The sequence below is a fragment of the Gimibacter soli genome (assembly GCF_028463845.1).
Lineage (GTDB): Bacteria > Pseudomonadota > Alphaproteobacteria > Sphingomonadales > Kordiimonadaceae > Gimibacter > Gimibacter soli.
The window spans coordinates 2,600,656-2,626,330 of the sequence record NZ_CP116805.1 but is presented as its reverse complement, the minus strand read 5'-3'; the positions used below and the strand labels follow the sequence as shown (position 1 = coordinate 2,626,330).

18 protein-coding genes are annotated in these 25,675 nt (G+C 60.3%); 5 read left to right on the top strand and 13 right to left on the bottom strand.

The window, feature by feature from the left end:
• Window positions 1-47: 47 nt before the first annotated feature.
• On the bottom strand, window positions 48-1,292 hold the full coding sequence (locus PH603_RS12210; protein ID WP_289502813.1) for an MFS transporter: 1,245 nt from the start codon (window positions 1,290-1,292) through the stop codon (window positions 48-50).
• Window positions 1,293-1,401: 109 nt separating this feature from the next.
• Between PH603_RS12210 and PH603_RS12205 the strand changes: the two genes are divergently transcribed.
• Both PH603_RS12205 and PH603_RS12200 read left to right on the top strand, forming a co-directional pair.
• On the top strand, window positions 1,402-2,481 hold the full coding sequence (locus tag PH603_RS12205) for a YeiH family protein (RefSeq protein ID WP_289502812.1): 1,080 nt from the start codon (window positions 1,402-1,404) through the stop codon (window positions 2,479-2,481).
• A gap of 154 nt (window positions 2,482-2,635) precedes the next feature.
• Window positions 2,636-5,008, top strand: coding sequence for a tetratricopeptide repeat protein (locus tag PH603_RS12200; protein WP_289502811.1), 2,373 nt, complete (start codon window positions 2,636-2,638; stop codon window positions 5,006-5,008).
• Here PH603_RS12200 and PH603_RS12195 read toward each other — a convergent pair.
• From PH603_RS12195 to PH603_RS12165, 7 genes are all read right to left on the bottom strand, one after another.
• Entirely contained in the window at window positions 5,005-5,829 is an 825-nt protein-coding gene (locus PH603_RS12195) for a class I SAM-dependent methyltransferase (protein WP_289502810.1), read from the bottom strand. The two genes, PH603_RS12200 and PH603_RS12195, sit on opposite strands and share 4 nt — an antisense overlap.
• 21 nt (window positions 5,830-5,850) lie before the next feature.
• Window positions 5,851-6,369, bottom strand: a complete 519-nt coding sequence (locus tag PH603_RS12190) for an OsmC family protein (RefSeq protein ID WP_289502809.1) — start codon at window positions 6,367-6,369, stop codon at window positions 5,851-5,853.
• A 22-nt stretch (window positions 6,370-6,391) separates the two neighbouring features.
• The gene (locus tag PH603_RS12185) at window positions 6,392-7,642 is read right to left on the bottom strand and encodes an NAD(P)-binding domain-containing protein (RefSeq protein WP_289502808.1); all 1,251 of its coding nucleotides are present in this window, start codon (window positions 7,640-7,642) and stop codon (window positions 6,392-6,394) included.
• Between the two features lie 37 nt (window positions 7,643-7,679).
• Complete coding sequence (locus tag PH603_RS12180) at window positions 7,680-8,246, bottom strand: OsmC family protein (RefSeq protein WP_289502807.1); 567 nt, start codon at window positions 8,244-8,246, stop codon at window positions 7,680-7,682.
• 311 nt (window positions 8,247-8,557) lie between these two features.
• Window positions 8,558-9,808: a metallophosphoesterase gene (locus tag PH603_RS12175; RefSeq protein WP_289502806.1), complete on the bottom strand. Its 1,251-nt coding sequence runs from the start codon at window positions 9,806-9,808 to the stop codon at window positions 8,558-8,560.
• 20 nt (window positions 9,809-9,828) lie between these two features.
• A complete protein-coding gene (locus PH603_RS12170) occupies window positions 9,829-11,457 on the bottom strand; it encodes a solute:sodium symporter family transporter (protein WP_289502805.1) in 1,629 nt (542 codons plus the stop codon).
• A 120-nt stretch (window positions 11,458-11,577) separates the two neighbouring features.
• Window positions 11,578-12,441, bottom strand: a complete 864-nt coding sequence (locus PH603_RS12165) for a MurR/RpiR family transcriptional regulator (protein ID WP_289502804.1) — start codon at window positions 12,439-12,441, stop codon at window positions 11,578-11,580.
• A gap of 153 nt (window positions 12,442-12,594) precedes the next feature.
• Here PH603_RS12165 and PH603_RS12160 point away from each other — a divergent pair, with 153 nt between their 5' ends.
• The gene (locus tag PH603_RS12160; protein ID WP_289502803.1) at window positions 12,595-13,710 is read left to right on the top strand and encodes a Gfo/Idh/MocA family protein; all 1,116 of its coding nucleotides are present in this window, start codon (window positions 12,595-12,597) and stop codon (window positions 13,708-13,710) included.
• Between the two features lie 21 nt (window positions 13,711-13,731).
• On the opposite strand, the gene iolE is transcribed toward PH603_RS12160, so the two are convergent.
• The 4 genes from iolE to PH603_RS12140 are packed head-to-tail and all read right to left on the bottom strand — an operon-like array spanning window position 13,732 to window position 19,226.
• Complete coding sequence (iolE, locus tag PH603_RS12155; protein ID WP_289502802.1) at window positions 13,732-14,628, bottom strand: myo-inosose-2 dehydratase; 897 nt, start codon at window positions 14,626-14,628, stop codon at window positions 13,732-13,734.
• Window positions 14,621-16,477: a 3D-(3,5/4)-trihydroxycyclohexane-1,2-dione acylhydrolase (decyclizing) gene (gene iolD / locus PH603_RS12150; protein ID WP_289502801.1), complete on the bottom strand. Its 1,857-nt coding sequence runs from the start codon at window positions 16,475-16,477 to the stop codon at window positions 14,621-14,623. The genes iolE and iolD overlap by 8 nt, the downstream gene beginning before the upstream one ends.
• Window positions 16,474-18,417 (bottom strand): bifunctional 5-dehydro-2-deoxygluconokinase/5-dehydro-2-deoxyphosphogluconate aldolase, encoded by a 1,944-nt coding sequence (locus tag PH603_RS12145; protein ID WP_289502800.1) that lies wholly within the window; start codon window positions 18,415-18,417, stop codon window positions 16,474-16,476. The genes iolD and PH603_RS12145 overlap by 4 nt, the downstream gene beginning before the upstream one ends.
• The gene (locus PH603_RS12140; protein ID WP_289502799.1) at window positions 18,414-19,226 is read right to left on the bottom strand and encodes a 5-deoxy-glucuronate isomerase; all 813 of its coding nucleotides are present in this window, start codon (window positions 19,224-19,226) and stop codon (window positions 18,414-18,416) included. Before PH603_RS12140 ends, PH603_RS12145 begins: the two co-directional genes overlap by 4 nt.
• Window positions 19,227-19,378: 152 nt before the next feature.
• Here PH603_RS12140 and iolG point away from each other — a divergent pair, with 152 nt between their 5' ends.
• A complete protein-coding gene (gene iolG / locus PH603_RS12135) occupies window positions 19,379-20,368 on the top strand; it encodes an inositol 2-dehydrogenase (RefSeq protein WP_289502798.1) in 990 nt (329 codons plus the stop codon).
• A gap of 116 nt (window positions 20,369-20,484) precedes the next feature.
• Here iolG and PH603_RS12130 read toward each other — a convergent pair whose 3' ends face one another.
• Window positions 20,485-23,325 carry a TonB-dependent receptor gene (locus PH603_RS12130; protein WP_289502797.1) on the bottom strand — a complete coding sequence of 947 codons (2,841 nt, stop codon included), beginning with the start codon at window positions 23,323-23,325 and terminating at the stop codon, window positions 20,485-20,487.
• Window positions 23,326-23,577: 252 nt separating this feature from the next.
• Here PH603_RS12130 and PH603_RS12125 point away from each other — a divergent pair, with 252 nt between their 5' ends.
• Window positions 23,578-25,638, top strand: coding sequence for a phytase (locus PH603_RS12125; protein WP_289502796.1), 2,061 nt, complete (start codon window positions 23,578-23,580; stop codon window positions 25,636-25,638).
• The last annotated feature ends 37 nt before the right edge of the window (window positions 25,639-25,675 follow it).

Here is a 25,675-nt window from a genome sequence, read left to right as displayed (position 1 = left end):
GGCCGCAGAATATGCGGCCCGCGACATTGTTCGAAGATTGTGGCTCCTCAGGCCTCTTGCCCCTCCGAAAGTTCCAGGCGGGGGATCATCAGCTGGATGAAGGCAAGGGCGCTGAAATAGGCGCCGCCGCAGATGACGAACAGGGGGGCGTAGCCGTGGCCATTTTCAAGCGACCAGCCGGCGAGTTCGATGATGCCGGTCCCTGAAAGGTTGCCTGCCACAGCACCCATGGCAATCACGCTGGCAATGCGCGTGGCCGGTACGATGTCGGCGGTCATGCCGAAAATGTTGGTGGAGAAGCCCTGGTGCGCAAAAAGGCCAAGGCCGATCAGGACGGCAGCAACCCAGGGGCTGTCAGTCGAGAGCGCGAAAGGCATGGCCAGCACGATGGCTGCGAAGAACAGCATTGAAAGCTTGCGGGCAGCATTGATATCGTGGCCGCGGGCGACAAGGATCGGATAGATGGCACCCGCCGAAATGGCGCCAAACGCGGCAAGCGAGAAGATGATGGCAATCGGCCAGCCGAGTTCGGCTTGTCCCAGTCCGAAGACGCGGCTGAAGAAATCCGGCATCCAGAACAGCACGAACCACCAGACACAGTCGGTGAGGCTTTTGGCGCCGATAACAACCCAGCTGCGCCGGTCACGGAACAATGTTTTCCAGTCGACAGGGGCGCGTTCGGGGATGTTGCCGATGGGCTTGAGATTGCGGGTCGCGGGCAGCCAGAACAGAAGCCAGACAAAGCCAAGGGCGCCTGTCACCAGAAATGCAGCTTTCCAGCCGAAAGCAATGGCGAAGGGCGGGATCAGCAGCGGCGTAATGATCGCGCCGATATTGGGGGCGGTGTTGATGATGCCGATCGCCAGATTGCGCTGTTTCGGATGCATGTAGAGCGCTGTTGTCTTGAGTCCGGCCGGAGTACTGACCGTTTCGCCGACGGCCAGAACGATGCGTGCCGCAACAAACTGTTGAACCGTCATCGCAAGGGCGTGCGCCATGCCCGCCGCGCTCCAGACAGCAATGGCCACGCCGTATGCGATGCGAACGCCGAGCCGGTCGACAAACCAGCCGACAAAAAGAAGGGCGCCGGCCGCCGCAATCTGGAATGCCGAGCCAAGATGGGCATAATCCCTGTCGCTCCAGCCAAATTCGGTTTCGAGCGTGGGTTTCAGGAGGGAAAGGACCTGCCGGTCGACATAATTAAGCGCATTGCCTATAAAAAGCAGGATTACCAACAGCATGAATGCCGTTTGAGGCTGGCCGCTGTTGCCGCGCGAATCCTTGTCGAACATTGGTGTTTCCTCCCGGTCTCTTCCCACTTTCCCGCTTGCATCCTATACCTTGCTAAGTATATGGAAAGAAAAATATGATACCGTTGGACAGAAAATTGGAGAGTCGATCATGAAGGACCCCAATCAAAGCGACCTCGACTATCAGGGCGACCTGTTCTGCGAGCAGCAATTGGCCGCGGAAATTGATCCTCACCGAGACCTGCGGCCGCTTTGGAAGCGCCTTTTCCCGGGGCTTGCGGTTTGCGCGGCAGGGGCTGCATCGGCGGCCTGGTTGTCCGACCATTACGGTTTTCCTGTCATTCTTCTGGGGCTGCTTGTCGGTCTCGCCATGAATTTCGTGTCGAGTGATCAGCGCACGCACGAAGGGCTGGACTTTGCGTCACGGTCTTTCCTGCGTGTGGGCATTGCCATGCTCGGGCTGCAGGTGACCTTCATGCAGATCGGTGCACTCGGGATCATGCCGTTCGTGTGCCTGCTGGCCGTCATGGCGGTAACGGTACTGGCGGGCGTTGGTAGCGCGCGGCTTGCCGGTCAATCCGGCTTTGCCGGGCTTCTGGCGGGCGGAGCCACTGCGATTTGCGGATCGAGCGCTGCCTTGGCCCTTTATGGCGTCATCGGCAAGGACCGTCTGCCACAGGCCCAGTTTGCCCTGACACTTGTCGGGGTGGCGATGGCAAGTGCGCTGGCATTCTCGATCTATCCGATACTCGCCGCCGAACTTGGCCTGAACGACATGCAGGCCGGGTTCCTGCTCGGCGCGTCTATCCATGATGTCGCGCAAGCGATTGGCGGGGGTTATTCGTTCTCGGATGAGGCCGGCCAACACGCCACCATCGTCAAGATGGCACGGGTGGCCTTGCTCGCGCCGTTCGTGGCACTGATCAGCCTTGCGGTTGATACGCCCGACAACAACACCGGCGGCATCCTGAAGCGCCTGTCGCTGCCGTGGTTCATCGTTGCCTTCCTGCTGCTTGTCGGGCTGAACAGTCTGGTTAATTTCCCACGCGAACTTTCGGCCTGGGCGCTGACGGGGTCGAAAGTGCTGCTGCTGTTCGCCGTTACAGCGACTGCCATGCGCACCCGGCTTGATCTGCTTCTCTCCATGGGGTGGCGCCCCGCCGTCCCGGTGTTTGTGGCGACTTCCGTAAGCTTCTGCGCATCTTTGCTGGTCAGTTGGCTCGCGCTTTAGGGCCTCACGGACGCTTCGGCGGGTGGGGCTTTCTTCTGCTCAGTCTTTTTTGTCGGGCCGGCTTGTTGTTCCGGGTTCCGGTTACAGCGGTTATTGACGTCACGGTGATGATAACTCAAAAGTAATCATCTGATGCAAGGGGCGGGCACGGAACATGATTTATGCTTTCGATACAATCGAGATCGATGTCGAGAAGCATGAGCTTCGTCGTGACGGAGCACTTGTGCCAGTTGAGCCGCAGGTCCTTTCACTTCTTGTCCTTCTGGTGCGCGAACGCGAACGGGTTGTTTCCAAGGATGAACTGATCGAAGTGGTTTGGGAGGGACGGTTTGTTTCCGATTCCGCTGTTTCCAGCCGTATCAAGTCGGCCCGTCAGGCGATTGGTGATGATGGGCAGGCGCAGCGCTTCATAAAAACGGTCCATGGAACGGGCTTCCGCTTCATCGCACCGGTCACGGTCAGCGAAGCTGAAATGGCTGCGCTGACCGATGCGCCCACCGCCGGAAAGGTGGTTGCCGGCCCGATCCCTTCGCGAGAAAAGCGCAAGCCGCACATGCTCTGGCTTGGTGCCGTGATTGCTGCCGTGGCGGCGGCCGTGGCCCTGTTTCTGGTTTTTCAGCCGATGTCGCGAAATGTGCAAGCCAATCAGGTTCGGGTTGCTGTCCTGCCTGTTCACATCGCCTCCGACGTGGCTGAAAACGGCTGGGCGGAGCTCGGGCTGATGAGCCTGGTGTCCCATAAGCTTGAACAGGAAGCTGCGGTCAGCAGTGTCTCGCCCCGGGCCATGATCGAAGGAACGGGCGAGCAGGTGGTTGCGGCAACGGATGCGCTCGAGATTCCTGAAGACCTGATACGGAAACTCAGGCAGACCGAAGGTGCCAGTCACTTTGTCGTTTCGCGCCTCACAAGCATTGGCGCGCGGCTTCATCTCGATGTTGCCGTGAGGGGGGCTGACGGGCGCGAAAGCCGGGGCAGTTTCGACGGGGAGCAAATACTGGAACTCGCCGACCTGATGGTCCGCCATATCGTCAGTTCGCTGCCCGGTCGCCAGAATGCAGCCATCAGGCTGCGGACGAGCCCGGAAGATCCATTTGTCGCGGAAGCTTATGCTCGGGGGCTCGCCTATGCCCTGCAAGGGCGGGCGGAAGAGGCACGGAACCTGTTTGCGGTTGCGGTGGAGCAAGACCCGGAGGACATCTGGCTGCGCTACGAATATGCCCTTGCCACGCGGCAAATCGGCGATCTTGAAGGTGCAGAGGCGCAATTGACGACGCTGCAGGCAGAAGCCGAAGCAAAGGATAACCCCGAGGTGCTGGCGTCGATCCTCAATGCCGTTGCCATCGTCAACATGCTCAGGAATGATGACGCGGCGGCACTCGCGAGCCTTGAGAAGGCGCTGCCGATTTCTGCAGGATTGACCGATCACACACGGTCGGCGGCCATCCTGATCAATCTTGGCATTCTGGAACGGCGCCGCCGACAGTATGATCAGGCTGAGATTTACCTGACGCGCGCGTTTGCGGAATTTGATGCGGCAGGCATTACGGCGCCGCCCGGCGCGCTTCTCAACACGATGGCGCTCCTGCGGATCGAACAGCTCCGCCCTGCAGAAGCGGTCCAGTATCTTGAACGGGCGTTGCAGCGTTTCCATCTGGATGGCAACGATCGCTTTGCGGCTGCGGTCAAAAACAATCTTGGCGATATCCGAGAAATGGCGGGCGACTATGCCGGTGCATTCGTCCTGTATAACGAAGGCCTGACGCTGCGCAGGGCGGTGAACGATCCATTCGGCATTGCGTCTAGCCTTCAGTCGCTGGTCAGTCTGTCTGTCGATACGGGGCGTCTCGAACAGGCAGAAAGCCTTGCCCGCGAACTCCTGAAGAATGGCGAGGCGCGGGACGACAAGTTCCGCCAGGGGCAGGCTCATTCCTATCTGGGACGGGTCGCATCCTTGCGCGGCGACGCCGATTTTGCGCGCCAGCATCATCGCCGCGCGTTCGACCTGTTCGAAGCCGCGAAGCGTGAAGGCAACATGCAGTCCGAACGGATAAGGCTTGCCCGTCTTGAGCATACGGATGGCGCAGCGGCGTCTGCTGTTGCGGCGGTACAGACGGTTCTGGCGTGGGCCAGGTCTGAGGGGGTACCTGCCGATATCATGGAAGCAGAAGCCGCCCTTGCTGAATTCGCCCTCAAAGAGGGCCGGTCGGGGGAGGCACGTCGGCATGCCGAGGCATCAGTTGCCGCCGCACGCGAGCTGCCAGAAGCCAACAAGCTTGGTCGTGCGCTTGTCAGCCTTGCAGGCGCGACGCTTGCTGCAGGTGATCTGGCAGCAGCGAAAGCCGCGCTCGACGAAGCAGCGAAACTTGTGCCGCAGGAAGCCGGCCTTTACCGGATGAAGTCAAAGCTTGCGCAGGCCGAGGGGCAGACGGTCGAGGCTGTGTCTCACCTCCGGAAAGCCAGGGAGCTGGCCGGAGAGTTATGGACCAAGGGCGACGAAGAATCTTTCGCCGCCCTTGAAAACCCCTAAACCGCCCGCCGGCCTTCGCAGATCACGAACTCACCCGGTATCCGATACCCGTTGCCGTCCCGGAAGGCGGCAATCGAAGCCAGATATTCGTCGTGGGCCGAATGGCGTGTGTCATCGTCGAAACGTTCATAGGCAAGGGCCACCGGGCCGCCGGCGAAGGCTGCGCTGACGGCTGCATCAGCGCTGTCGTAGGGAAGCATTGTCGAAAGGCGTTCTTCGCGAACGTGGGAGAAGCCAGCAAGCGCCATTTCCCAGGCGAGCGTGCTGCCGGTGCCAAGCCGGAAGAAGAGCGGGCACACATCCGATTGCACGCGTGCATCGACAATCGGGAAGATATCGGCCCAGCCACAGCGGTCCCTGCCGCCCCAGACGGCGAAGACAGCGCGTCCACCGGGCTTCAACATCCGCATGGCCTGCTTCATGGCGGCCAGGGGATCGGGGAAATACATCAGGCCAAGCGCGCAGGTCACAAGGTCAACGCTCGCGTCCTGGATCATATCCAGCATCTCGGAATCAGCCCGGAAAGCATCGACCCGCATCACACCGCGTATCGTGCTTTCTTGCCGGACGATCTCGATCATCCGCTCGGAAATGTCGGTCGCAATAACCCGGCCGTTGGGGCCGACCTTTTCGGCAAGCGGAAAGCTGACGAGGCCGGTGCCGCAGGCCATGTCGACGACAGTTTCGCCCGGTTGGGCGTCGGCCATCTCCAGAAGGCGGGCTTGCGCCTCGGCGAGGCTTTCGCGCCAGCCGCGTTCATAATGATCGGCGGCTTTGTTCCAGCCATAGCGCTGGATGCGGCGTTGCAGATTGGTTTGCATCGTATCTTCTCCGGTTGGCGCTCAGGCTGCCATGCTGAGGTTGGTTTCAAGGCTGATCGATAGCCCGTCCTGGAAAATTGCCATGAGCGGGCTGTAGCGCAGGGACAGGCTGATAGCATGATCGACTTCGGCACGGCTTGCCGGCGAAACGACGTTGATTTTCAGCCGGCAGTTCGTGAAGCCCGGTGTGACATTGTCTGCGATCCCGAGGATGCCACGGGCATCCGTGTCGGTTTCCAGCAGCACGCTGACATGATCGATCTGCACATCGGTGCGGGCGGCCCAAAGCTTGATGCCGATCGCCACGCAGCTGGAAAGGGCGGAGCGGACAATCATGCTGGGAGTAGGGCCTGCGGTGCCGCCGCCAAGTCCTTTGCCTGCATCGATGACCATCGTATGACCTGCTTCCTCGACCCAGCATTCGGTGCCGGACTCGATGATCGCGGTATTCACATAGGTGCGCTGGCCATGGGAGGGGCGTAGCGTCACGGTCTGGACGGCGCGTTGCAGGGTCTCTTTTGTTTCCATTGCTGTCGGCATCTTGATGATCCTTTCCAAGGGTTCAGGCGGCAACCGATGCACTGCCGGCGAGATAGCGGGCGAGATGATCGGCGAGATGGCGGGCGTCGTTTCCGACACCATCGATGAAATTGGATTTGCGGGTCCGCAGGAACGGCAGCCCCAGCACATAAAGCCCCGGCGCATCAACGACCCCGCCATTGTGGCGTAGCTCGCCGCGCGGTGTCAGTACAGGCATCTTGAGCCAGGAATAGTCGGGCCGGTAGCCGGTTGCCCAAAGCACGGTCTGAATGCCCGCGGCTTTCAGGTCGAGCATCAGGGGCGGGTCGACAGGCACATGGGTGGGGCGCAGCCGGTAGGCCTCGCCAACCTCATCCGCCATCCCTTTTTCATCGACCCATTTGTCGATGGCGGCGAGGAGCCGGTTCATTTTCAGGTCGGCCATGGCACACAGGTTGGCAAGGGCGCCGGAAAACTGGGCGCGGCCATCCTGCAGGCCCATCAGGCGACCGGCGATCATCACGCCGATGGTCTGCAGGCTGTTCAGGCTGATGGTTTCCTGATTGGGGCTACCGATCAGTTGCAGGGACGGCAGCCGCCGGGCGCGGCGGATATCGTCGATCTCGTTCAGGCCTTCATCAAGGATGCCGGTGGCTTCCATCCACCATTTGATGTCGCGGCCGCGGTAGGTGCGGGGCACGCGAACATGCTCCCCAGCTGCCAGGGTCACCGGGCGGCCGGAAAGCTGGATTTCCGACGCCAGCTGCACCCCCGTGGCCGAGGCGCCGACGATCAGTACGCCGCCCTCGGGCAGGTGTGCGGGGCTGCGATAATCCATTGGTGTGATCGAGCGGATGTCGGAAGGCAGATCAGCGGCCATCGCGGGCACATTGGCAATATTGCAGGCGCCGCTTGCAATCACCACCGCAGCGCATTGCCAGTCGCCCTTGTTCGTCCGGACGACGTAACCGCCGTCCGTCGGCTCAACTGCAGTGACAAGGGTGTCGGTTTCAACCGGAGCCTTGATCCTATCGGCGTAGCCTGCAAGGAAGGTGATCGTCTGCTCCATGGTGCGATAGCCATCCGGCATATCGCCCTCATATTCATAGCCGGGCAGACGGCTCTGCCAGTTGGGGGTCAGAAGGCGGAGCGAGTCCCAGCGTTCGGTGCGCCAGGAGTTGGCCACCTTGCCGCGTTCGAGCACGACATGGTCAATGGACTGCGCGGTCAGATGATAGCTCATGGCAAGGCCAGCCTGCCCGGCACCGATAATGATTGTCGTTGTTGTCCGCATGGTACTCGCTCCGTTTTTCGCTGTCGTGAAGGACGGGTCAGTCGACCGTGACGAACACGTTCGTCGGGTTCGTGAAAAGGTCGAAGACGGCCGAACGTTTCTGGGACTGGGCAACCAGTGCGCGGATGTCTTCGTCGCTGGCGTCCGCATCGACATGGAAGTTCACGCGAACAGCACGGAAGCCGTTCCGGGTGTTGCTATCGATGCCGAGGATGCCGAAGAGGCTCATGTCCCCTTCAATGGTGGCGGTTACAGAACGGAGCTTGATGCCCCGGTTCTCGGCAACCGTGGCGACGCCGGCGGTCAGGCAACCGGCAAGACCCGAAAGGGCAACTTCGACTGGGGTCGGCGCCTTGTCGGTCGCGGCAAAGCAGGCCGGGTGATCGGTATCGATGGTGAAGGAGCGCGAGCGTGCCTGGTTTTCACCAAGGCCGAAGAAGCCGTCCATGGTCATGCGGGTATGAACGCCGTCTTTCCATTCACTGGTGGCTTTCCAGGTGAACTCTGCAGCTTCGGGTGCTTGTTCGAGGGCTTCGCGGGCACCCAGAAGGGCAGCAACATTAACGCCATTCAGTTGGGCGGTAGCAGTTTCGGTGTGTGACATTTGTCTCTCCAATTCGTGTTTTCACAGGGTGTCGTGATTGACGAATGAAGAGGTACGCGAACTCGGGATTTCGCGCTTGGAGATGGTCTGCAGAAAGTCTGTAGAAGCTGTGGATTTAATCTATAACATTGAATTTAAATAATAATTTGTTATTCGTGATGTGTTGAATCAACAAAATCTGCAGATTTGGAATTATCGTAAATGGCATGCGTATCCGTATGCCACGAGGTTTATGGGCGAGCCCTCGCAGAAAAAAATCGCCCGGGCCTGATGTGAGGCCCGGGCGGTTTTCGTCTGTAACCGGTTGCTGATCAGGGCCGGTTGCTGAAGCTCCAGCTGAAATCTTCAACCGGTGTGCCGCTTTCGTCATTGGGGGTCGTGAGGACGGTTACCTTTGCCTCGTCGCCTTTCAGACTCACATGCGCAAAGCCCCAGACCATGCCGCGACGATAGTAGGGCTTGTATTCAGGATAGGTCTTTTCCTGATAGGCCATGAAATTGGGGTTGAGCGGACGCTGTTTGGCGGCGGCACCGGAAAGGATTTCCGGCAGCGGCTGGGCATCAGGGTTGCCGGTGGCAGCAGCGCAGCTTGTTTCATGCATTTCCATCGAATGCTCGTGGCCGGAAAGATAAGCGTCGGCATATTTGCAAAGCGTTGGCAAGAGCACCCGGCGCAGCACGCGGGCCTGTTCGAATTTGCCGCCAGCCGATGACCAGAGCGGATGGTGGGCCACCACCAGCTTCCATTTGGCGGTGGAGGAGGCCATCGCGTCTTCCAGCCATTTGGCCATGTTGCGCTCGGCGTCATTGGCCGGCTTGATCCATTCATCGGGCTGGTCGACCGGCGTGTCTTTCACCTCGCTGCCATCGGGGTTGAGCATCGCTTCGCGTACCTCGAGGCCGGCCAGCATCACATCCGTATCGATCACGAAAATCTCTACCTCGCCGTTCGTGGCGGGCGGGCTGACGCGATAGAAGATGCCGTCCATATAGAATTTCGACGACTGCTCGAGATAGGCGACCTGCGCCATGGCGCCTTCGCGTGAAGTATCCCAGTCGTGATTGCCGAGGGCGGCGTAGATTTTGAAATCCGGCATGTCCTTGCCGAAGTCGGCATAGGGAACAGCGAAGATGTCTTCAAAGCGTTTGCCATCGTCCTTGCCATCGGCGCCGGCGGTGGCGCCATCAGGATAGATATTGTCGCCGGCAAGCGTGGCGAACTGGCAAAGGGCCTTTTCGCAATAGGCGGTCATGGCGCGGGCCACCGCATCCTGCCCGCTCGCCGTTACATAACCGCCGATCTCGGGATGGAAATAGGCGGGCGGCATCTGGAAGCTTTCCAGCGGTAGGTAATCTTCGGCTGCGTCAGCTTTTTCTGCTGCCGTGAACTCCTCAAGCGTTTTCAGCGGCTTCTTGTATTCCTTTGGGTCCATGTAGCCATAGTGATATCCGCTGTCGCCGAAGGCGATGAAACCGATCTCGGCATCCTTGTCGGCGGCGCAGGCAGGCGCAGCGAGAAGCGGCAAAAGGGCGGCGGTACGCAATAGGGATGATTTCAGCATCGGTTTCTCCGTGATCCGGTTCATTGGGCAAGCGAAATATAGAAAGCAAGTGTGATGGTTATGATGGCGGCGCTGACCAGTTTCAGGTGCCGCCAGGGCGTCATGTCAACGGGGGCAGGGGCTGCCTCCATCGCTGCGGCAACAGGCGCCACGCCGGGGGCAAGCCGGGTCACCGCCACCATCAGCAGGGTGACGATCACGAACACAAGCCCCAGGAAGTGCAGGAAGTGCAGGTCCTCGGTCACGCCAAACAGGGCGCGCGCTGCCGCCTGCGTTTCAGTGCCGAACGCAAAGACGAGCAGATAGAAAAGCACTGGGCCTATGATCAGCCCGATGCGGGCCGCGCGGGCGGTGACAGTGCGGGTCAGCAGGCCGAGCAAGATAACGGCCAGCATGGGACCAAAGAAGGTGGCGTTGATCTTCTGCAGGTAGTTGAAAAGGCTGCCCGAGGTATCGACCAGTGGCGCCATCGCCATGGCCGCGAGCGCAAGGGCAACGCTGCAGAGCTTGCCAGCCTTCACTAGATCGCGTTCCGACGCATCCTTGCGGATCAGTGTCTTGTAGATGCCGTGACTGAAGAGCGTGGCGGAACTGTTGAGAACACTGTTGAAGGTGCTGAGGACCGCGCCCACCATAACGGCGGCAAAGAAGCCGACCATGGCATCAGGCAGAACGGCCTTCACAAGGGTCGGGTAGGCCATCAGATAGTTTTCAGGCGCAATCGTATCCTTGAACATATGGAAGGCGATAACGCCCGGCAGCACGATCACAAAAGGCCCGAGAAGCTTGAAGCCGGCGGCGATCAGCACACCTTTCTGGCCTTCCGCGAGATTCTTGGCGCCAAGCGCGCGTTGCACGATGGACTGGTTGACGCACCAGAAGAAGATCTGGTTGACGATCATGCCGGTGAACAGCACGCCGAACGGCAGGAACGAACCGGGCTCGTCGCCGGTGATATCGAACTTCGGCTGCTCTTCCGTGTAAACGGTGGCGAGGCCATCAAGCGGGTTACCGTCCCCGATCATCATGAGGGCGAGGAAGGGGATCGTGAGCCCGGCAATCAGGAAGCCGACACCGTTCACAGTGTCCGAGATCGCCACAGCCTTCAGCCCGCCGAAAATGGCGTAAAGCGAGCCCAGCGTGCCCACACCCCAAACCATCATCCAGATGGCTGCCGTTTGCGAAATGCCGAACGTGCCCGCCACGCTGAAGAGGCTTTCAAGGCCCGTCGCGCCAAACAGCAGCACCACCGGCAGGATCGCCAGAATGTAGGAAAAGAGGAAAAGGCCGGATGCAATCACCCGTGTGCCTTCGTCATAACGCGACGCCAGGAACTCCGGGATTGTCGTCAGGCCCCGCTGCAGGTAGCGCGGCAGGAAGAAAACGGCCGTCAGCACCATGGCAAGGGCAGCCGTCGTTTCCCATGCCATCACGGCAATCGTATGGTTGAAGGCATCGGCATTGAGGCCGATCAGATGCTCGGTCGACAGGTTCGTGAGCATCAAGGAGCCGGCGATCACCCAGCCCGTCAGGCTGCGGCCGCCAAGGAAATAGGCGTCGGACGTTTCCATCCGGTCATGCCTGGTTTTCCACCAGGCGATAAGGGCAACAAGCCCCGTGAAAGCAACGAATGATACAAGTGACAGCATCGGTCCCCCTCCCCAGGAAGATGACGCATCACAAATGAATTTAAATTCCATCTGCATGCATTATCAGAATTGTTATTCTGATTGCGAAAGGGTGTCAAGACAAAGACGGACAGAATTCCGTCAGGCGTTTTCGCCCGCCGTTTCGCGGTCAAGGCCGAGTGCGATCATCAGCGCCTGGGCAAGGCACATGGTACCTGCCACGGTGCGGAAGCCGCTGACTTCCACCTTGTCGCTGAGGAAATAGACGTCGCTCAGTTTCACGATGGGGCTGACAAGGCGGTCGGTCAGGCCCACAACCTTGGCGCCGGCCTCTGCTGCCTTGTGGGCCAGGCTGATCACCTGATCCGAATAATTCGGGAAGGTGACGACAATCACGGTGTCTTCGGGGCCAATCTGGTTGGCTTGTTCGGGCAACAGGCCGCCCACACCGTCCAGAAGGTAGGTCGGCACATCCAGATTGCGCATCATATAGTAAAGATAGATGGCAACAGGGTAGGAACGCCGCTGGCCCACCACATACACATGCCGCGCCTTGTTGATATAGCCGACCGCTTCGTTCAGCTTGGCTTCGCTGGCGTCAGCCCGCAGTGCATTGATGGCATCGATATTGGCATCGATGAAAACATTCAGCACCGGATGGTCGCTCGACGCCGTGTCCTCGGTGCCTTCCTTCAGTTTTTCGATCCGGTGGGAATAGTTGGCGGAATAGCCGGGCAGTTGTTGCACAAGGCCGCCGCGGAAGATGCGCTGGATTTCGGAAAAACCGTCAAAGCCCAGCGCCTGCGCGAAGCGGATCAGGCTTGAAGGCTGCACCTCGATCTTGCTGGCGATTTCAGCGGCGGTATCAAGTGCCGTATCAATCGGGTTATCAAGGACGAAGCGGGCAATCTTCTTCAGCTGCTTGCTGAGGCCATCGAACCGGCTGGCGAGATAGGCGTTGAACCCGTCGACGTCCTTGATCTCGCCTTTTTCCATGCTGGTCATACGGTCTGTGCCTCCGGTTGCGCCTGAATGCCGTTTCAATGGAATTTAAATTCCCATTTCAGAATTTACTAGCTGCTTTTGATTTCAGAATGTAAATTTTCGTCTCAGAACAGTCGTTCTGATGATGCGAGCGCCTCAGGGGAGGGGAAAATCGTGAAAGACATTAGGATCGGCCTCATCGGCAGCGGCTATATCGGCAAGACGCATGCGATTGCCTATCGCACGCATACAAGCGTGTTTGGCGGCCCTGCCAATCCGGTATGTGTGGCTGTGGCGGACGACGGCGACGCGCGCGCGGTCGATGCTGCCCGCCGGCTTGATATCGGCAAAGCCTATGGTGACTGGCGGGCGCTGGTCGCCGATCCGGAGGTGGACGTGGTGGCAATTGCCACGCCGAACAGCCTGCACCGTGAAATGGCGCTCGCCGCCATCGCGGCAGGCAAGCATGTCTATATTGAAAAGCCGCTGGCGCTCGATGCCCCCGAAGCGCGGGAGATCGCGGCGGCCCTCAAGGGCAAGAACCTCGTCCATATGCTTGGCTATAATTATCTGTGCAATCCGATGATCGGCATGCTGAAAGCGATGATCGACGCCGGCGAACTGGGCGAGATCGTGCATTTCCGGGGGCGCCATAACGAGGACTATATGGCCGATCCGTCCGTGCCGTTCGGCTGGCGCTGTTCACTCGTCCTTTCCGGCAGTGGCACAATCGGCGATATGGGCTCGCACCTCATTTCCATGGCCTTGCATCTGGTGGGGCCGGTGGCTGCCATCGCCGGTGATATCCAGACAGTGATCCCGACCCGCAAGGACGCGAACGGCGCCTCGCGCGCTGTCGAGAACGAGGATCAGGGCCACGCCATGGTGCGCTTCAAGGGCGGTGCCATGGGTGTGTTTGAATCCAGCCGTGTGGCGCAAGGCAAGAAGCAGGGGCTGGCGTTCGAGATTGTCGGCACCAAGGGCAGCATCGAGTTCGATCAGGAGCGGATGAACGAGCTGCGGCTTTATGAGGCAGGCGCACCGGTTGGCCGCCGTGGCTTCAAGACGCTGCTGGTGGATGGTTCCTGCCCCGATTTCGCACCCTTCTGTCCGGCCCCCGGTCATGGCCTTGGCTATAACGACCTGAAGGTGATCGAGGTGAACCGCCTGATGAAGGCGATTGCCGAAGGTGCGCCGGTGCCGGTGGACGTGCACAAGGCATGCGAAATCGAAGACATCATCGATGCCTGGCTGCTTTCAGCCGAGGAACGGCGCTGGATTGATCTTTAAGGGAATGCCCGAAGGCCGGGCTCATGCGAGCCCGGCATCCTTGGCATATTTGACAAGCGCCTGATAGCCTTTGCGGGCATATTCTAGCGGATTGGCCTTGGCGGGGTCCTGTTCGGCTTCGACAACCAGCCAACCTTCGTAACCCGCGCTTTTCAGCACATCCATCACCGGCGGATAATCGACCATGCCGTCGCCCGGCACGGTGAAAACGCCTTCGGTGACGGCCTTGAGGAAGCTCCAGTCGCCAGCTTTGGCAGCGGCGAGAACGCCCGCCCGCACATCCTTGCAATGGACATGGGCGATGCGGGCGGCGTGGCGCTTGGCAACGCCGAGCGGGCTGCCACCTGCGTATGTCAGGTGCCCGGTATCAAGCAGCAGGCCGACCTTGTCGGACGTGCCCGCCATCATGCGGTCGATCTCGGCCTCGGTTTCGATCACGGTGCCCATATGGTGGTGATAGGCAAGCGTCAGGCCGCGGGCGGCCACATGCTCGCCCATGGCGCTGAGGCTATCGCAGAAGCGGTTCCAGTCGCCTTCCGCAATCACCGGGCGGGCACCAAGGGCAACGTCCTCGCGGCCGTGGATGCAGTTGGTTGTCTCGGCCCACACCACGACCTTGCAACCCATGTCGGCCAGCAGCGAGAGATGCGCCTCCAGCGAGGCCTTCTCGTCGGCGACCGAGCGCAGCAGAAGCTCGGACGAATACCAGCCGGAAATCAGCGACAGGCCGTGCCGGTCAAGGATCGGCCGCAGCACATCCGCCTGACGGGGGAACTTGTGGCCAAGCTCGATCCCGCTGTATCCGGCGCGCGCCGCTTCGCTGAGGCAGACTTCAAGCGGCGTGGCACCACCGAGTTCGCGCTTGTCATCGTTGGACCAGGCAATCGGGTTCGTCCCGAAAGTGACCTTGTTAGCCATCTATTCTCTGCTTTCTCTGTTGTGCCTTGTGTTCCTCAAGGCGTTGTTCTGAACCGTCATGACCGCCCGTCTCGACGACCGGTACATCCCACCAGTGGCCACCGATGCCGGTGCTGACACGGGGGTCGGTTGAAAGGACAAGGGCGCTGGACCGATCTGCCGCGCGGGCGCGGGCGATGGCGGCGGCGAGGGACGAGACGTCGGGTACATTTTCTGCGATCGCACCAAGGGCGCGGGCATGGGCGGCGAAGTCGATCACCGGCCGCACGCCGTCAATCCGCGTGCCTGCGTCAAAAAGATTATTGAAGGCGCTGCCAGTGGTGGCGTTCTGAAGCCGGCTGATACAGCCGAAACCACCGTTATCCAGAAGGACAAGGATGATCTTCTGGCCCATCAGGACAGACGTGGCGAGTTCGGAATTGTGCATGAGGTACGATCCGTCCCCCACCATCACGAACACGTCGCCCTCGGGCCGCGCCATCTTCACGCCAAGGCCGCCTGCGACCTCGTAGCCCATGCAACTGAAGCCATATTCAAGGTGATAGGTGCCAATGCCTTTGGACCGCCACAGCTTATGCAGCTCGCCCGGCAGGCCGCCTGCTGCGGCAACGACTACATCCCTCGGGCCTGCCACCGCGTTGACGGCAGAAAGTACCTGCGCGTCGGTCGGCAGGGTGTTTTGCTGCGCCGTAACGATGGGCTCCACCGCCTTCAACCAGTCCGCCTTCGCCTTGGCGACGCCGGCGGCGCGGGCATCCTTGCCGGCGGGTGTCGTCATCGCGCCATCGAGCGCCTCAAGACCCAGCAAGGCATCGGAGACCAGCGGATGGGCGCTATGTTTGATGGCGTCGAAGCTGGCCACATTCAGCGATACGAACTTCACATCCGGATTGGCAAAGAGGCTGCGCGAGCCGGTGGTGAAATCGGAAAGCCGGGTGCCGACCATCAGAACGACATCTGCCGTGCGGGCGAAACTGTTGGCGGCTTCGGTGCCGGTGACACCGATCCCGCCCACCGCACACGGGTGATCGTCCACGAGCGCGCTTTTGCCTGCCTGCGTTTCCGCAACCGGGATCGCGTGTTTGGCGGCGAAGGCAGCGAGAGCCTCGCACGCGCCGCTATAGTGAACCCCGCCGCCCGCGACGATCAGCGGTGCCTTCGCTGAGGAAACGAGGGAGGATGCAACGGCCAGTTCGTGAGCGTCGGGCCCTTGCCGGCGCAGCCTGTGGCGGCGCGGCTCGAACATGGCGGCGGGATAGTCGTACGCTTCCGCCTGCACGTCTTCAGGCAGGCACAGGGTGACCGGGCCGCAATCGGCAGGGTCAGTCAGCACCCGCATGGCCTGCGGCAGGCTGGTGATCAGCTGTTCGGGCCGCGTGATGCGGTCGAAATAGCGGCTGACGGGGCGGAAGCAATCATTGGCGACCATCAGGGGATCGCCGAAATTCTCGATCTGTTGCAGCACCGGGTCCGGCCGCCGGTTGGCAAACGTGTCGCCGGGCAGCAGGAGAACGGGCAGGCGGTTGACATGCGCGAGGGCTGCTGCCGTCACCATATTGGTGGCGCCGGGGCCGACCGACGTGGTGCAGGCCATCATCCGGCGGCGCGCCTGCGCCTTGGCGTAGGCAATCGCGGTATGGGCCATCGATTGTTCGTTATGGGCCCGAAACGTTGGCAGTATGTCCTTGATGCTTTCAAGCGCCTGGCCGAACCCCGCCACATTGCCGTGGCCGAAGATGGCGAAGACCCCGGCGAAAAGCGGTGCCTCGCTGCCATCGTCCAGTACACTGATCTGGGCCGTCAGGTAGCGGGCGAGGGCCTGCCCTGCGGTGAGACGGATGGTCGTCATGCGATGGCCTCTTTGCGTTCGGTGATCGTGGGGCGTGCTTCTGCCCAGACTTGTATCAGACGGTCGTACCGCGCGGCTATCTCTGCAATCGCGGTGGTGTCATCGATCTGGCGGGCGAACCAGCGCCGTGCCACATCGCCGAAGATGGTGCGACCGACCGCGAAGCCCCGGCAGATATCATGGCGCGCCGACTGTGCAATGGCGGCGGCTATCTCTTCTTCAGGAGCATCGAGCCCCAGCAGAAGGATGCCCCGGCAGTTCGGGTCGTAGCTGTCGATCATGCGGGCCAGATTACCCCATTCGCGGTCGTCCAGCGGTGGCGGCAGTTTCCACCAGTCGGGATAGATACCAAGCTTGTAGATGCGGTCGATGGCAGCGGCGATGGTGGCACCATCGCGCGGCATCGAGGCAGGCGGGATGACCTCCATCAGCAGTTCGTGTGATGTGGCGCGGCTGGCGGCTGCAAGACGCCTGAGCTGCCTGTCCTGTTCCAGCAGCATGCCGGGCGTGTCGTCCGGGTGATAGAATACAAGGCATTTTACGCAGTGTTCCTGCGGCCATTCACGCAGCGTCGCCATCACGCTGTGCCCGCCTTCGAAGACAAGCGGACGCGAGCCCGGAAACTCGATGGGTCGCCCGATCCAGGCACCGGTGCCGCTCGCTTTGGCAAGGGCATCTTCGCCGAAGCGTCCGTCACACAGGATGCCCAGGCCGCGCCCGTTGCGCTTCTCGCGGACGCTGTTGAAAGCATCAAGGCACAGCAGTTTGAATTCGGCGATCTTGTCCTCGCCCACGCTTTCCGCCTCTGCCATGTCATGCAACTGCTTGCGGTGGTCGAAAGCGAAGGCGAGCACTTCGTCATAGCGCCGCGTGCGGGTGCTGGACCAGTGCAGCTGCTCAAGTGCGGCGTCTTTCCGCAGGCTGAATTCGGGGCTGCCTTCGCGGATGAAGGTCAAGGCCTCGGCGTAGCTCGGGATCGCCGGGGCGCAGCCGTGGCGGGAGACGACAAGCGCCCCACAGGCGTTGGCAAGCTGGCCGCATTCGTACCAGCCGGCCCCGGCCACATAGCCGCGCATCAGGCCGGACATGAAAGCGTCGCCGGCGCCGAGCACATTGAAAACCTCGACCGGGAAGCCCGGAACAACCAGCCCGTCTTCGACCTTTGCCGGAATGTCGCCCGTGTAGACAGCGCATCCGTCGGCCCCGAGCTTCAGTACCAGCACGGCGCCTGTCTGTTTGCGGATTGCCCTCAATGCCTCGACTGTATCAGTGGAGCCGCCGGCGATGTGGAATTCCTCTTCCGTGCCGACAATCACGTCGCAAAGCGGCAGGATATCTTTCAGGGTTTCGGTCACCCGTTCCGATTCGACAAAGCGATTCTCGCCGAGCCCTTTGCCGGTCAGCCCCCAAAGGACGGGGCGATAGTCGATATCGAGCACCACTTTCGTGCCGTTGCGGCGGGCGAAGGTGATGGCGGCGTCGGTCGCGCTGCAGGTGCCGGGTGTCGAGATATGCGTGCCGGTGACAACCACGACCTTGGCGGACGCGATGAAAGGCTCGTCCACATCATCGGCGCAAAGGGCCATGTCCGCGCAATTCTCGCGGTAGAAGATCAGCGGGAAGGTTTCCTTGTCACGAATGCCGAGGATGACAAGTGCGGTCAGTCGGTCAGGGTCAGACCGCAGATGCGAGACATCGACCCCTTCCCGCACCAGCGTTTCGCGGATGAAGCGGCCCATATGCTCGTCACCAACGCGTGAAAGGAGGGCGCTTTTCAGGCCCATGCGCGCAGTACCGACCGAAATGTTCGTGGGGCAGCCGCCAACATATTTGGCAAAGCTCGTCATGTCCTCAAGCCGGCCACCGACCTGTTCGCCGTAAAGGTCGACGCTCGAGCGGCCGAGGCAGATGATATCCAGTGTCTTCACGGGCGGCGTCATTCGTCGAGTCCCTTCGGATGCCAGATCTGGGCATCCTTATCCATTGTCCAGGCATGTTCCGGCTTGAAGGTCGGAATGCCGTAGCGGTTGCCAGGTAGGTGACGGATCACCCAGGCATAATACATCCCGTAGCCGGGGGCGGAGACCTGCGCGTGCGTCTTGCCGTCCAGAATGCGCACGGTGTCGCCGTGGCGCAGTTTCAGCACGTCGTCATCCAGCTCGCCGTGGCCCCAGCCGCGCGGATCGGTGAAGCGGTAATGATAGATTTCCGGCTGGTCATGATAGTGCGGGGGGTAGGACGACCAGCGGCCGGGCAGGGTGACGACCTCGCCCAGCACCAGTTCGGCATCGGGTGAGGAATTGGTGTCGTCGAAGAAAGTCCGCACGATCCTGAGGCATGCGCCTCCCACCTGGCCCTTGCCGCGAAACTCGTCGGCCCCTTCTGCGGGGTCGTAAACTTCGAGCGGGAAGGTTTTCTCGTTCGGGCATTCATAGACCGTGAATTCGCAGTCGGTAACTGCCTCGATCGAAATTTGCGTTCCCTTGGCACCATGCACGCAGCCGCCATGCTGGTCGAAAAGGCTGTCACGCCACCAGTCGAGCGTTTCACCGCCGACGCTGACCTTGGCGGCCCCCTGCATCGACAGCCACGCCTGTTCGTGCGCGAAGGTTTCCGAAAGGCTTTCGCCGGCCTTCAGGCGCAGGACGGCAAAGCCCATCCCTGTGGGTTCGTCCGGATTGCGGAAGTCTGTTATACGGGTCAGGCCGAAATCGAATCCCGCCCTGTGATTTGTGATATGTTCAGTCAACGGATGTCCCCTCAGTCCTTCCTGCAGCCTTCCCCCTCGGTCGGCGACAGGAATGATAGCGATTCCTTAAACAGAATAATTATTCCGTTTGATATGAAGGTCAAGAATATATATTCTGTTTGTGAAATTTAGAGGGTAAGGAGAACCACTTAATGACCCATTCTGTCTGCGTGATCGGTGCCGGCCGTATCGGCCGCATTCACGCATCCAACTTTGCTGCGCTGAAAGGCGCGGCTGTCCGCTATGTGGTGGACCCGGTGGCGGAAGCGGCGGAGGCCTTGGCCTCGGCTGTTGGCGCACGCCCGGCGGGCCTTGAGGAAGCACTGGCTGATCCGGCGGTGCACGGCGTTGCCATTTGCAGCGCCACCAGCACGCATGCCGACCTGATCGAAAAGGCGGCAGCTGCCGGTAAGGCAATTTTCTGCGAAAAGCCGGTGGCGCTGGATATGGAGCGCACACTGAAATCTGTGGAAGCGGTGAAAAAGGCCGGTGTGCCGCTCTTTCTTGCTTTCAACCGGCGTTTCGATCCGCAATTTGCCGCACTCCGCAAGGCCATCGATGGCGGTTCTATCGGTAAGGTCGAAATGGTGCAGATCACCAGCCGTGATTCGGCCCCACCACCGGCCAGTTATGTTGCCACCAGCGGCGGCCTCTTCAAGGATATGATGATCCACGACCTTGATATGGCCCGCTGGCTGCTGGGTGAGGAACCGGTGCTGGTGTCGGCTGTTGCCAGCTGCCTTGTCGATCCCGCCATCGGGGCTGAGGGTGACGTGGATAGCGCGGCCGTGACGCTGCAAACCGCATCGGGGCGCATCTGCCAGATTTCGAACAGCCGCCGCGCTGTTTATGGCTACGACCAGCGGATCGAGGTCCATGGCAGCGAAGGGCTGGCGCAGGCCGGCAACGTGCTTGAGAATACGGTGCGTATTTCGGGCGTGCAGGGCACGACGGATGCCCGGCTCCTTGATTTCTTCCTCGAGCGCTATGCTGGCGCCTACAAGGCGGAAGCGGCACACTTCCTTGAGATCATGGAAGGCAAGTCGAAGCCGCTTGTCAGTGGTGACGATGGCGTTCAGGCGCTGAAGCTCGCCGAAGCGGCAGCAAAGTCGCTGGCAACCGGGATGGCTGTCGCTCCCTGATCCACCTTCACGACCGCGACAAAAAAAGAGGCAGGCCGATTGGCCTGCCTTTTATATTGCGGGGACCGGGAAATCCCCAGGGAAAGAGGCCGCCCCGTGGGGCGGCACCTTTTTCGTCAATATTTGGCGGTGATGCCGAAGCTGCCGGTCCAGCCATAGTCTTCGTACTGGCCCGGGAAGCGCTTGTTCGCAAAGTAGGAATGGAACGGGCGACCGTTGATATTCTGGATCTTGAAGGCGAGCTTCACATTGTCCGTGATTTCATAGTCCGCGGTGAAATCGTAGGAAATGTGGGCATCGACATAATTGTCGAAGGCCGGGTCTTCAGGGTCCAGGATCTCCGCCAGATATTTGCCCTTGTAGGCAACCGCGAAGCGGAAGCCGAGGCGATCCTTCTCGTAGCCGAGCGAGGCGTTGAAGATATGCTTCGCCTGGTTCGGTAGCGGCATGTCGCGGTCACCGAGGTCGAGGTGGGCCTTGCCGTCAGCGTAGGTATAGTTGACGTTGGCAAGCATCCCGTCGAACGGTGCGGGCAGGAAGCTGAACTGCTGCTGCAACGAGACCTCGAAGCCTTTCAGGGTGGCGGTTTCACCGTTGATCTTGGTGATGGCCACATTGAAATCCTCATATTGTCCCGGTACGCCGCCAAGATCCGCCGTCACGATGAAATTCTTGATGTCCTTGTAGAAGGCCGCGAAGGAAATCATCGTCAGGTCACCCGGATAATATTCGAGCGACAGGTCGAAGTTCTTGGAGCTGTAGGGATCGAGATCGGGGTTGCCGAAGCTGCCCTCAAGCTCGCCTTCCTCGATGGCGCTTTCATAGATCGGCGCGACATCATTATAGTTCGGGCGGGCGATGGTGCGGCTGGCGGCAGCACGGATGATCACCGCATCCCCGGCGCTGTATTTCAGGTTCAGGCTCGGGAAATAGTCGGTGTAGCTTTTGCTTGCCGAAACGGGGGAAATCTCCAGCGTTTCGTCATCCTCGTTCACCGAAAGCAGGTGGCCATCGGCGCTGAACTTGGTGTGCTCCACCCGGACGCCGGCAACGATCAGGAGCGGGTCGAAGTCCGCCTGACCCATCACATAGCCTGCCGTCACATTTTCGCGGATCTCGAAATCGGCGGCATTGCTGTCGATATAGGTATCTTCATCATTGATGCCGAACGAACCGTTGTTGGCATCGAAGAAGCTGCGGATGCCCGGAATGTTGGCAAACGGCCCGACATTGGCAAGGCTATAGTCCAGCGTGGTCGAGAGATTGTCGTGGGCGAGGGTGTAATCCTCGTCGAAATCGTCATAGACCGTGTTGGTTTCGTCCGCCGTCTTCTTGTTACGGGTCGATTTCGCCCCGAACTTGATGAAGGCAGGCACGTCACCAGCGGTGAAGTCATACTGGAAATTGCCGGCGAAGGTCCATTGCCGCTGGGCATAGTCGCTTGCTTCCAGGGCAAACTCGTCAAGCTCATAAGCGCCCATATTGGCAATGGCGTCCATGTCGCTTGCGATGATCTGCATCACCTTCGGATTCTTGTCCGAGAGCTGGTAGCCGACCGAAAGGTCATCATCGAAGTCACCTTCCCACGCGCTTTCGAGGTTGCTGTAATTGTCCTTCGATTTCGAGTAGGCCGCCTGATAGTCAACGGTCCAGGCGTCGGTCATGTGTTTGGCGCCAAGATTGAGCGACATGACGGACTGAGTCTCGGTCCGGTCTTTCGTCGATTTGCCAAGCTCGTAGCTGCCGTTGTTGGCCAATGCACTGGTGGCCGAAAGGCTGGTGAATTCCGGATCGTCGAATTCGAAATCGTTCGCCGAGCGGCCTTCCGTGTCCGAGAAGCGGCTGTAGATCGTGTGCAGATACACTTCGCTATGGTCGGCGATGCGATAGTCGATATTGCCGACCAAGCCGACGCGTTCGCGGGTGATCCGGTAGGGGCGCTGCGAAACCTCGATCGGGATATAGAATTCCTGACCGCCGAATTCCGCCGTATCCCAGCCTTCACCATTCTCGGCATTGTCCGAACCGAACTTGCGGTCGAAATAGTTGCCGGCGACGGCGATGCCGAGTTCGTTTTCGTCACCGACCTTGAAGCGCTTCGAAGCCGAGAGCGCTGCCTTGGGCGACAGTTTGTTCATCAGGTCGTTGTAGCTGCCCTCAACGGTGGCGCTGACGAAGGTGTCGGCGCGGTCGAACGCGTTGAAGGTTTTCACCTCGACCGTACCGCCGACGGCGTCGCCGTCCATGTCCGGGGTCACGGTCTTTTTCACCGTAATGCCGGAGAGAAGCTCGGAGGCCACCACATCAAGCGATACCTGACGGGCATCGGTTTCGGCCGACGGCATGCGAATGCCGCCAATGGAAACGGCGTTGAGGTTCGGATCGGCACCGCGGATGGTCACGAAGCGGCCTTCACCCTGGTCGTTCACTACCGATACGCCAGCGATGCGGCGGGCGGCTTCCGATACGTTCTGGTCGGGGAACTGGCCCATGGAATCGGACGTGATCGAGTCGCTGACGACAGCCGCCGAGCGTTTCAGGTTGAGGGCATTCAGGGCGCGTGCCTTTTGGCCGACGACCATGATTTCCTCAAACTCGCCAACCGCGGACGAAAGCGCCACGTTGGTTGAAACGGTTTGGCCTGCGGACACAGTCACCGTCTGCGTTGCAGTTTCGGCGCCGATATAGCTGACTTCCAGCGTGTAGGTGCCGGCGGGCAGGTCACGCAGGCGGAAATCGCCGTCCGCGCCTGTGGTCGCCTGCATCCCCAGTTCCTGCACCTTTACAATGGCGCCCCGGAAACCGAGATTCGAGCCAGCATCAAGAACCCGACCGGAAACCGACCCGCGCCCTGTGGCACTGCTGGCAGCGGCGTTTGCGTCTGCAGCTTCCTGTGCCATGACGGTGGCGGCTGGCGCCAGGGTCAAGGTCAGGCAACTGCAAAGCAGTGCATTCATTAAACTCTTCCTGTGCATTTCATCTCCCCTTTTCCCCTCGCGTCACCGCACTGCGGCTTGCCGGGTGTCTATATGGATGGGCCTTCCCCAAGGTCCAAAGGCGGTCACTCCCCAGTGCCGCTCTCGCATACAATATAGAATTTAAATTCCTTTGTTAAATGAAAATAGAAGATTTGTTACTTTTTTCTTGAAACGTGGCGGATTGCCTGCCATATCCGGTACTGGGCAGGGGAGTGAAAAGGGAGAAAATCAGTGCCTATCGGTAAATATATACGGTCATCGACCCTCGTTGCAGCGCTTGCGGGAACCTGTCTTTCAGCCTGTTCCGCCGAGCAGCCGACACAGTCGAAGCCGAGTCGTTCAGTCGTCAGCGTTGCCGCATCGGCTGAAACCACCCCCTCGCGCACCGAAAGCGCAGGCATTGCCCTTCTGTGGGGCACAGGCGCAAATGCGCGACTCTTCGGTGCCGTTGAAGAAGGTGTGGAAGTATATGGTCGCGACGGTGCCTTCAAGGGCGCGTTCGGCAGTGGCAAGGTTGAAGGGCTGGCGCTTGTCGGCGACATGCTGTTGACGCTTGATACGTCTTCGCTGGAACTGCAGGCCTGGAAGCTGGATGCCGGCGCACCGGATGCGGCACCTTCTGCCCTTATGGACAAGCCGATTAAAGCCGGCCGCCTTCTGGAAGGCATGTGCGCCTTTAAAAGCGAGCTTGATGGTGCCACCTACGCTTTCCTTCTGGGCGGTGACGGGATCATCGAGCAGTGGCAGCTTGAAAAGGCGGGCGGCAAGGTTGCCGGGCGCCAGATCCGCACCCTGCAGCTGGGCACGGAACCGAAATTCTGCGTGGCCGATGCCTGGACGAATTCCCTTTACGTAACGGAAGAAGCCGTTGGCATCTGGCGTTTCGATGCGAACCCGGAAGCCGAAGTGGTGCCGAAGCTCGTTGATGTTCGTGATTTCGGCAATATCAAGGGCGAAGTTGCGGGCCTCGCGCTCGTGCGGGATGCTGATGGCAAGGCCGTGCTGCTCGCCGGCGACGCCGGTGCCGCACACGTCAATGTCTATGATCTGAATGCCGACAATGCCTATCTCGGCAGCGCGGTGATCGCCGAGCAGGGCAATATCGACGGCGTGGATGATCTGGGCGATGGCATTTCCTTCGCCGATGGCACGCTGATCGTTGCTGACAACAGCAATGATGCCGGTGCCAACTTCAAACTGGTTGACTGGCAAGGCGTGGCCAAGGGTCTGGACCTTGGCAAGCGGCAGGCGCTGGGGCAGGACCGCCCGGTCGAGTTCGACTTCAAGCCGGTTTCGGCAAGCGTCGAAACCGCACCTGTGGTGAATGACGGTGATGCGGCGGACGATCCGGCTGTGTGGCAGAACGCCAGCGATCCGGCAAAAAGCCTGATCATCGGCACCAACAAAAAGGGTGGGCTCTACAGCTATACCCTTGATGGCGCCCAGCATCAGTATCTGCCGGTTGGCCGCGTGAATAACGTGGATATCCGCTATAATGTGCAGATCGGTGGTACGCCGATGACGCTTGTTACTGCCACCAACCGCACGGAAAAAAGCATCTCCATTTTCAGGATGGATGAAGCGACCGGCATGATGGAAGACGTGGCAGACGGCGTGCAGCCGACCGATATGTCCGACCCTTACGGCATGTGCATGTATCAAAGCGCGAAAGACGGCAGCACCTATGTGCTCGGGAACGATTCTGACGGCACCGTGCATCAGTGGAAGCTGGTGGAAGGTACGTCCGGCAAGGTGAAGATCGAGGAGGTTCGCAGGTTCCCGGTCGGCAGTCAGGCCGAGGGCTGTGCGGCGGACGATGAAACCGGCGCCTTCTATATTGCCGAGGAAGATGTTGCCCTTTGGAAATACGGTGCCGAGCCCGGTGACGGCGACGCGCGCACCATGGTGACGTCGGTTGAAACCAACCCGGCGCTCAAAGACGATCTTGAAGGCGTGTCGATCTATTACGGCCACGAGGGCGCGGGCTATCTGGTGCTTTCAAGCCAGGGCAACAACAGCTATGCGGTGTTCGACCGCAAGGAACCGCATGCCTATATCGGCTCCTTCACCGTGGTGGCAGGTGATGGCACCGGCATCGATGGCTCGTCTGAAACCGACGGGCTTGATGTGACGGCAGCCCCCATGGGGCCGGCCTTCCCGCACGGCGCCTTCATTGCGCAGGACGGCCGTAACATCGCGCCGGAAGAACACCAGAATTTCAAGCTTGTGCCGTGGGAACATATTGCCACTGCACTGGGGTTGGACGCGCCGTCCGACCGATCCTCGCGCTGACACGCGGGGCCACAAGACTGCGGGCTCGGGAATATCC

Bases quoted from the DNA above. Each gene is read 5' to 3' on its own strand.
- PH603_RS12185 (WP_289502808.1), bottom strand. From the start codon at position 7,642: ATGCGGACAACAACGACAATCATTATCGGTGCCGGGCAGGCTGGCCTT.
- PH603_RS12205 (WP_289502812.1), top strand. From the start codon at position 1,402: ATGAAGGACCCCAATCAAAGCGACCTCGACTATCAGGGCGACCTGTTC.
- PH603_RS12145 (WP_289502800.1), bottom strand. From the start codon at position 18,417: ATGACGCCGCCCGTGAAGACACTGGATATCATCTGCCTCGGCCGCTCG.
- PH603_RS12210 (WP_289502813.1), bottom strand. From the start codon at position 1,292: ATGTTCGACAAGGATTCGCGCGGCAACAGCGGCCAGCCTCAAACGGCA.
- PH603_RS12180 (WP_289502807.1), bottom strand. From the start codon at position 8,246: ATGTCACACACCGAAACTGCTACCGCCCAACTGAATGGCGTTAATGTT.
- iolE (WP_289502802.1), bottom strand. From the start codon at position 14,628: ATGGCTAACAAGGTCACTTTCGGGACGAACCCGATTGCCTGGTCCAAC.
- PH603_RS12130 (WP_289502797.1), bottom strand. From the start codon at position 23,325: ATGAATGCACTGCTTTGCAGTTGCCTGACCTTGACCCTGGCGCCAGCC.
- iolG (WP_289502798.1), top strand. From the start codon at position 19,379: ATGACCCATTCTGTCTGCGTGATCGGTGCCGGCCGTATCGGCCGCATT.
- iolD (WP_289502801.1), bottom strand. From the start codon at position 16,477: ATGACGACCATCCGTCTCACCGCAGGGCAGGCCCTCGCCCGCTACCTG.
- PH603_RS12195 (WP_289502810.1), bottom strand. From the start codon at position 5,829: ATGCAAACCAATCTGCAACGCCGCATCCAGCGCTATGGCTGGAACAAA.
- PH603_RS12175 (WP_289502806.1), bottom strand. From the start codon at position 9,808: ATGCTGAAATCATCCCTATTGCGTACCGCCGCCCTTTTGCCGCTTCTC.
- PH603_RS12165 (WP_289502804.1), bottom strand. From the start codon at position 12,441: ATGACCAGCATGGAAAAAGGCGAGATCAAGGACGTCGACGGGTTCAAC.
- PH603_RS12200 (WP_289502811.1), top strand. From the start codon at position 2,636: ATGATTTATGCTTTCGATACAATCGAGATCGATGTCGAGAAGCATGAG.
- PH603_RS12170 (WP_289502805.1), bottom strand. From the start codon at position 11,457: ATGCTGTCACTTGTATCATTCGTTGCTTTCACGGGGCTTGTTGCCCTT.
- PH603_RS12190 (WP_289502809.1), bottom strand. From the start codon at position 6,369: ATGCCGACAGCAATGGAAACAAAAGAGACCCTGCAACGCGCCGTCCAG.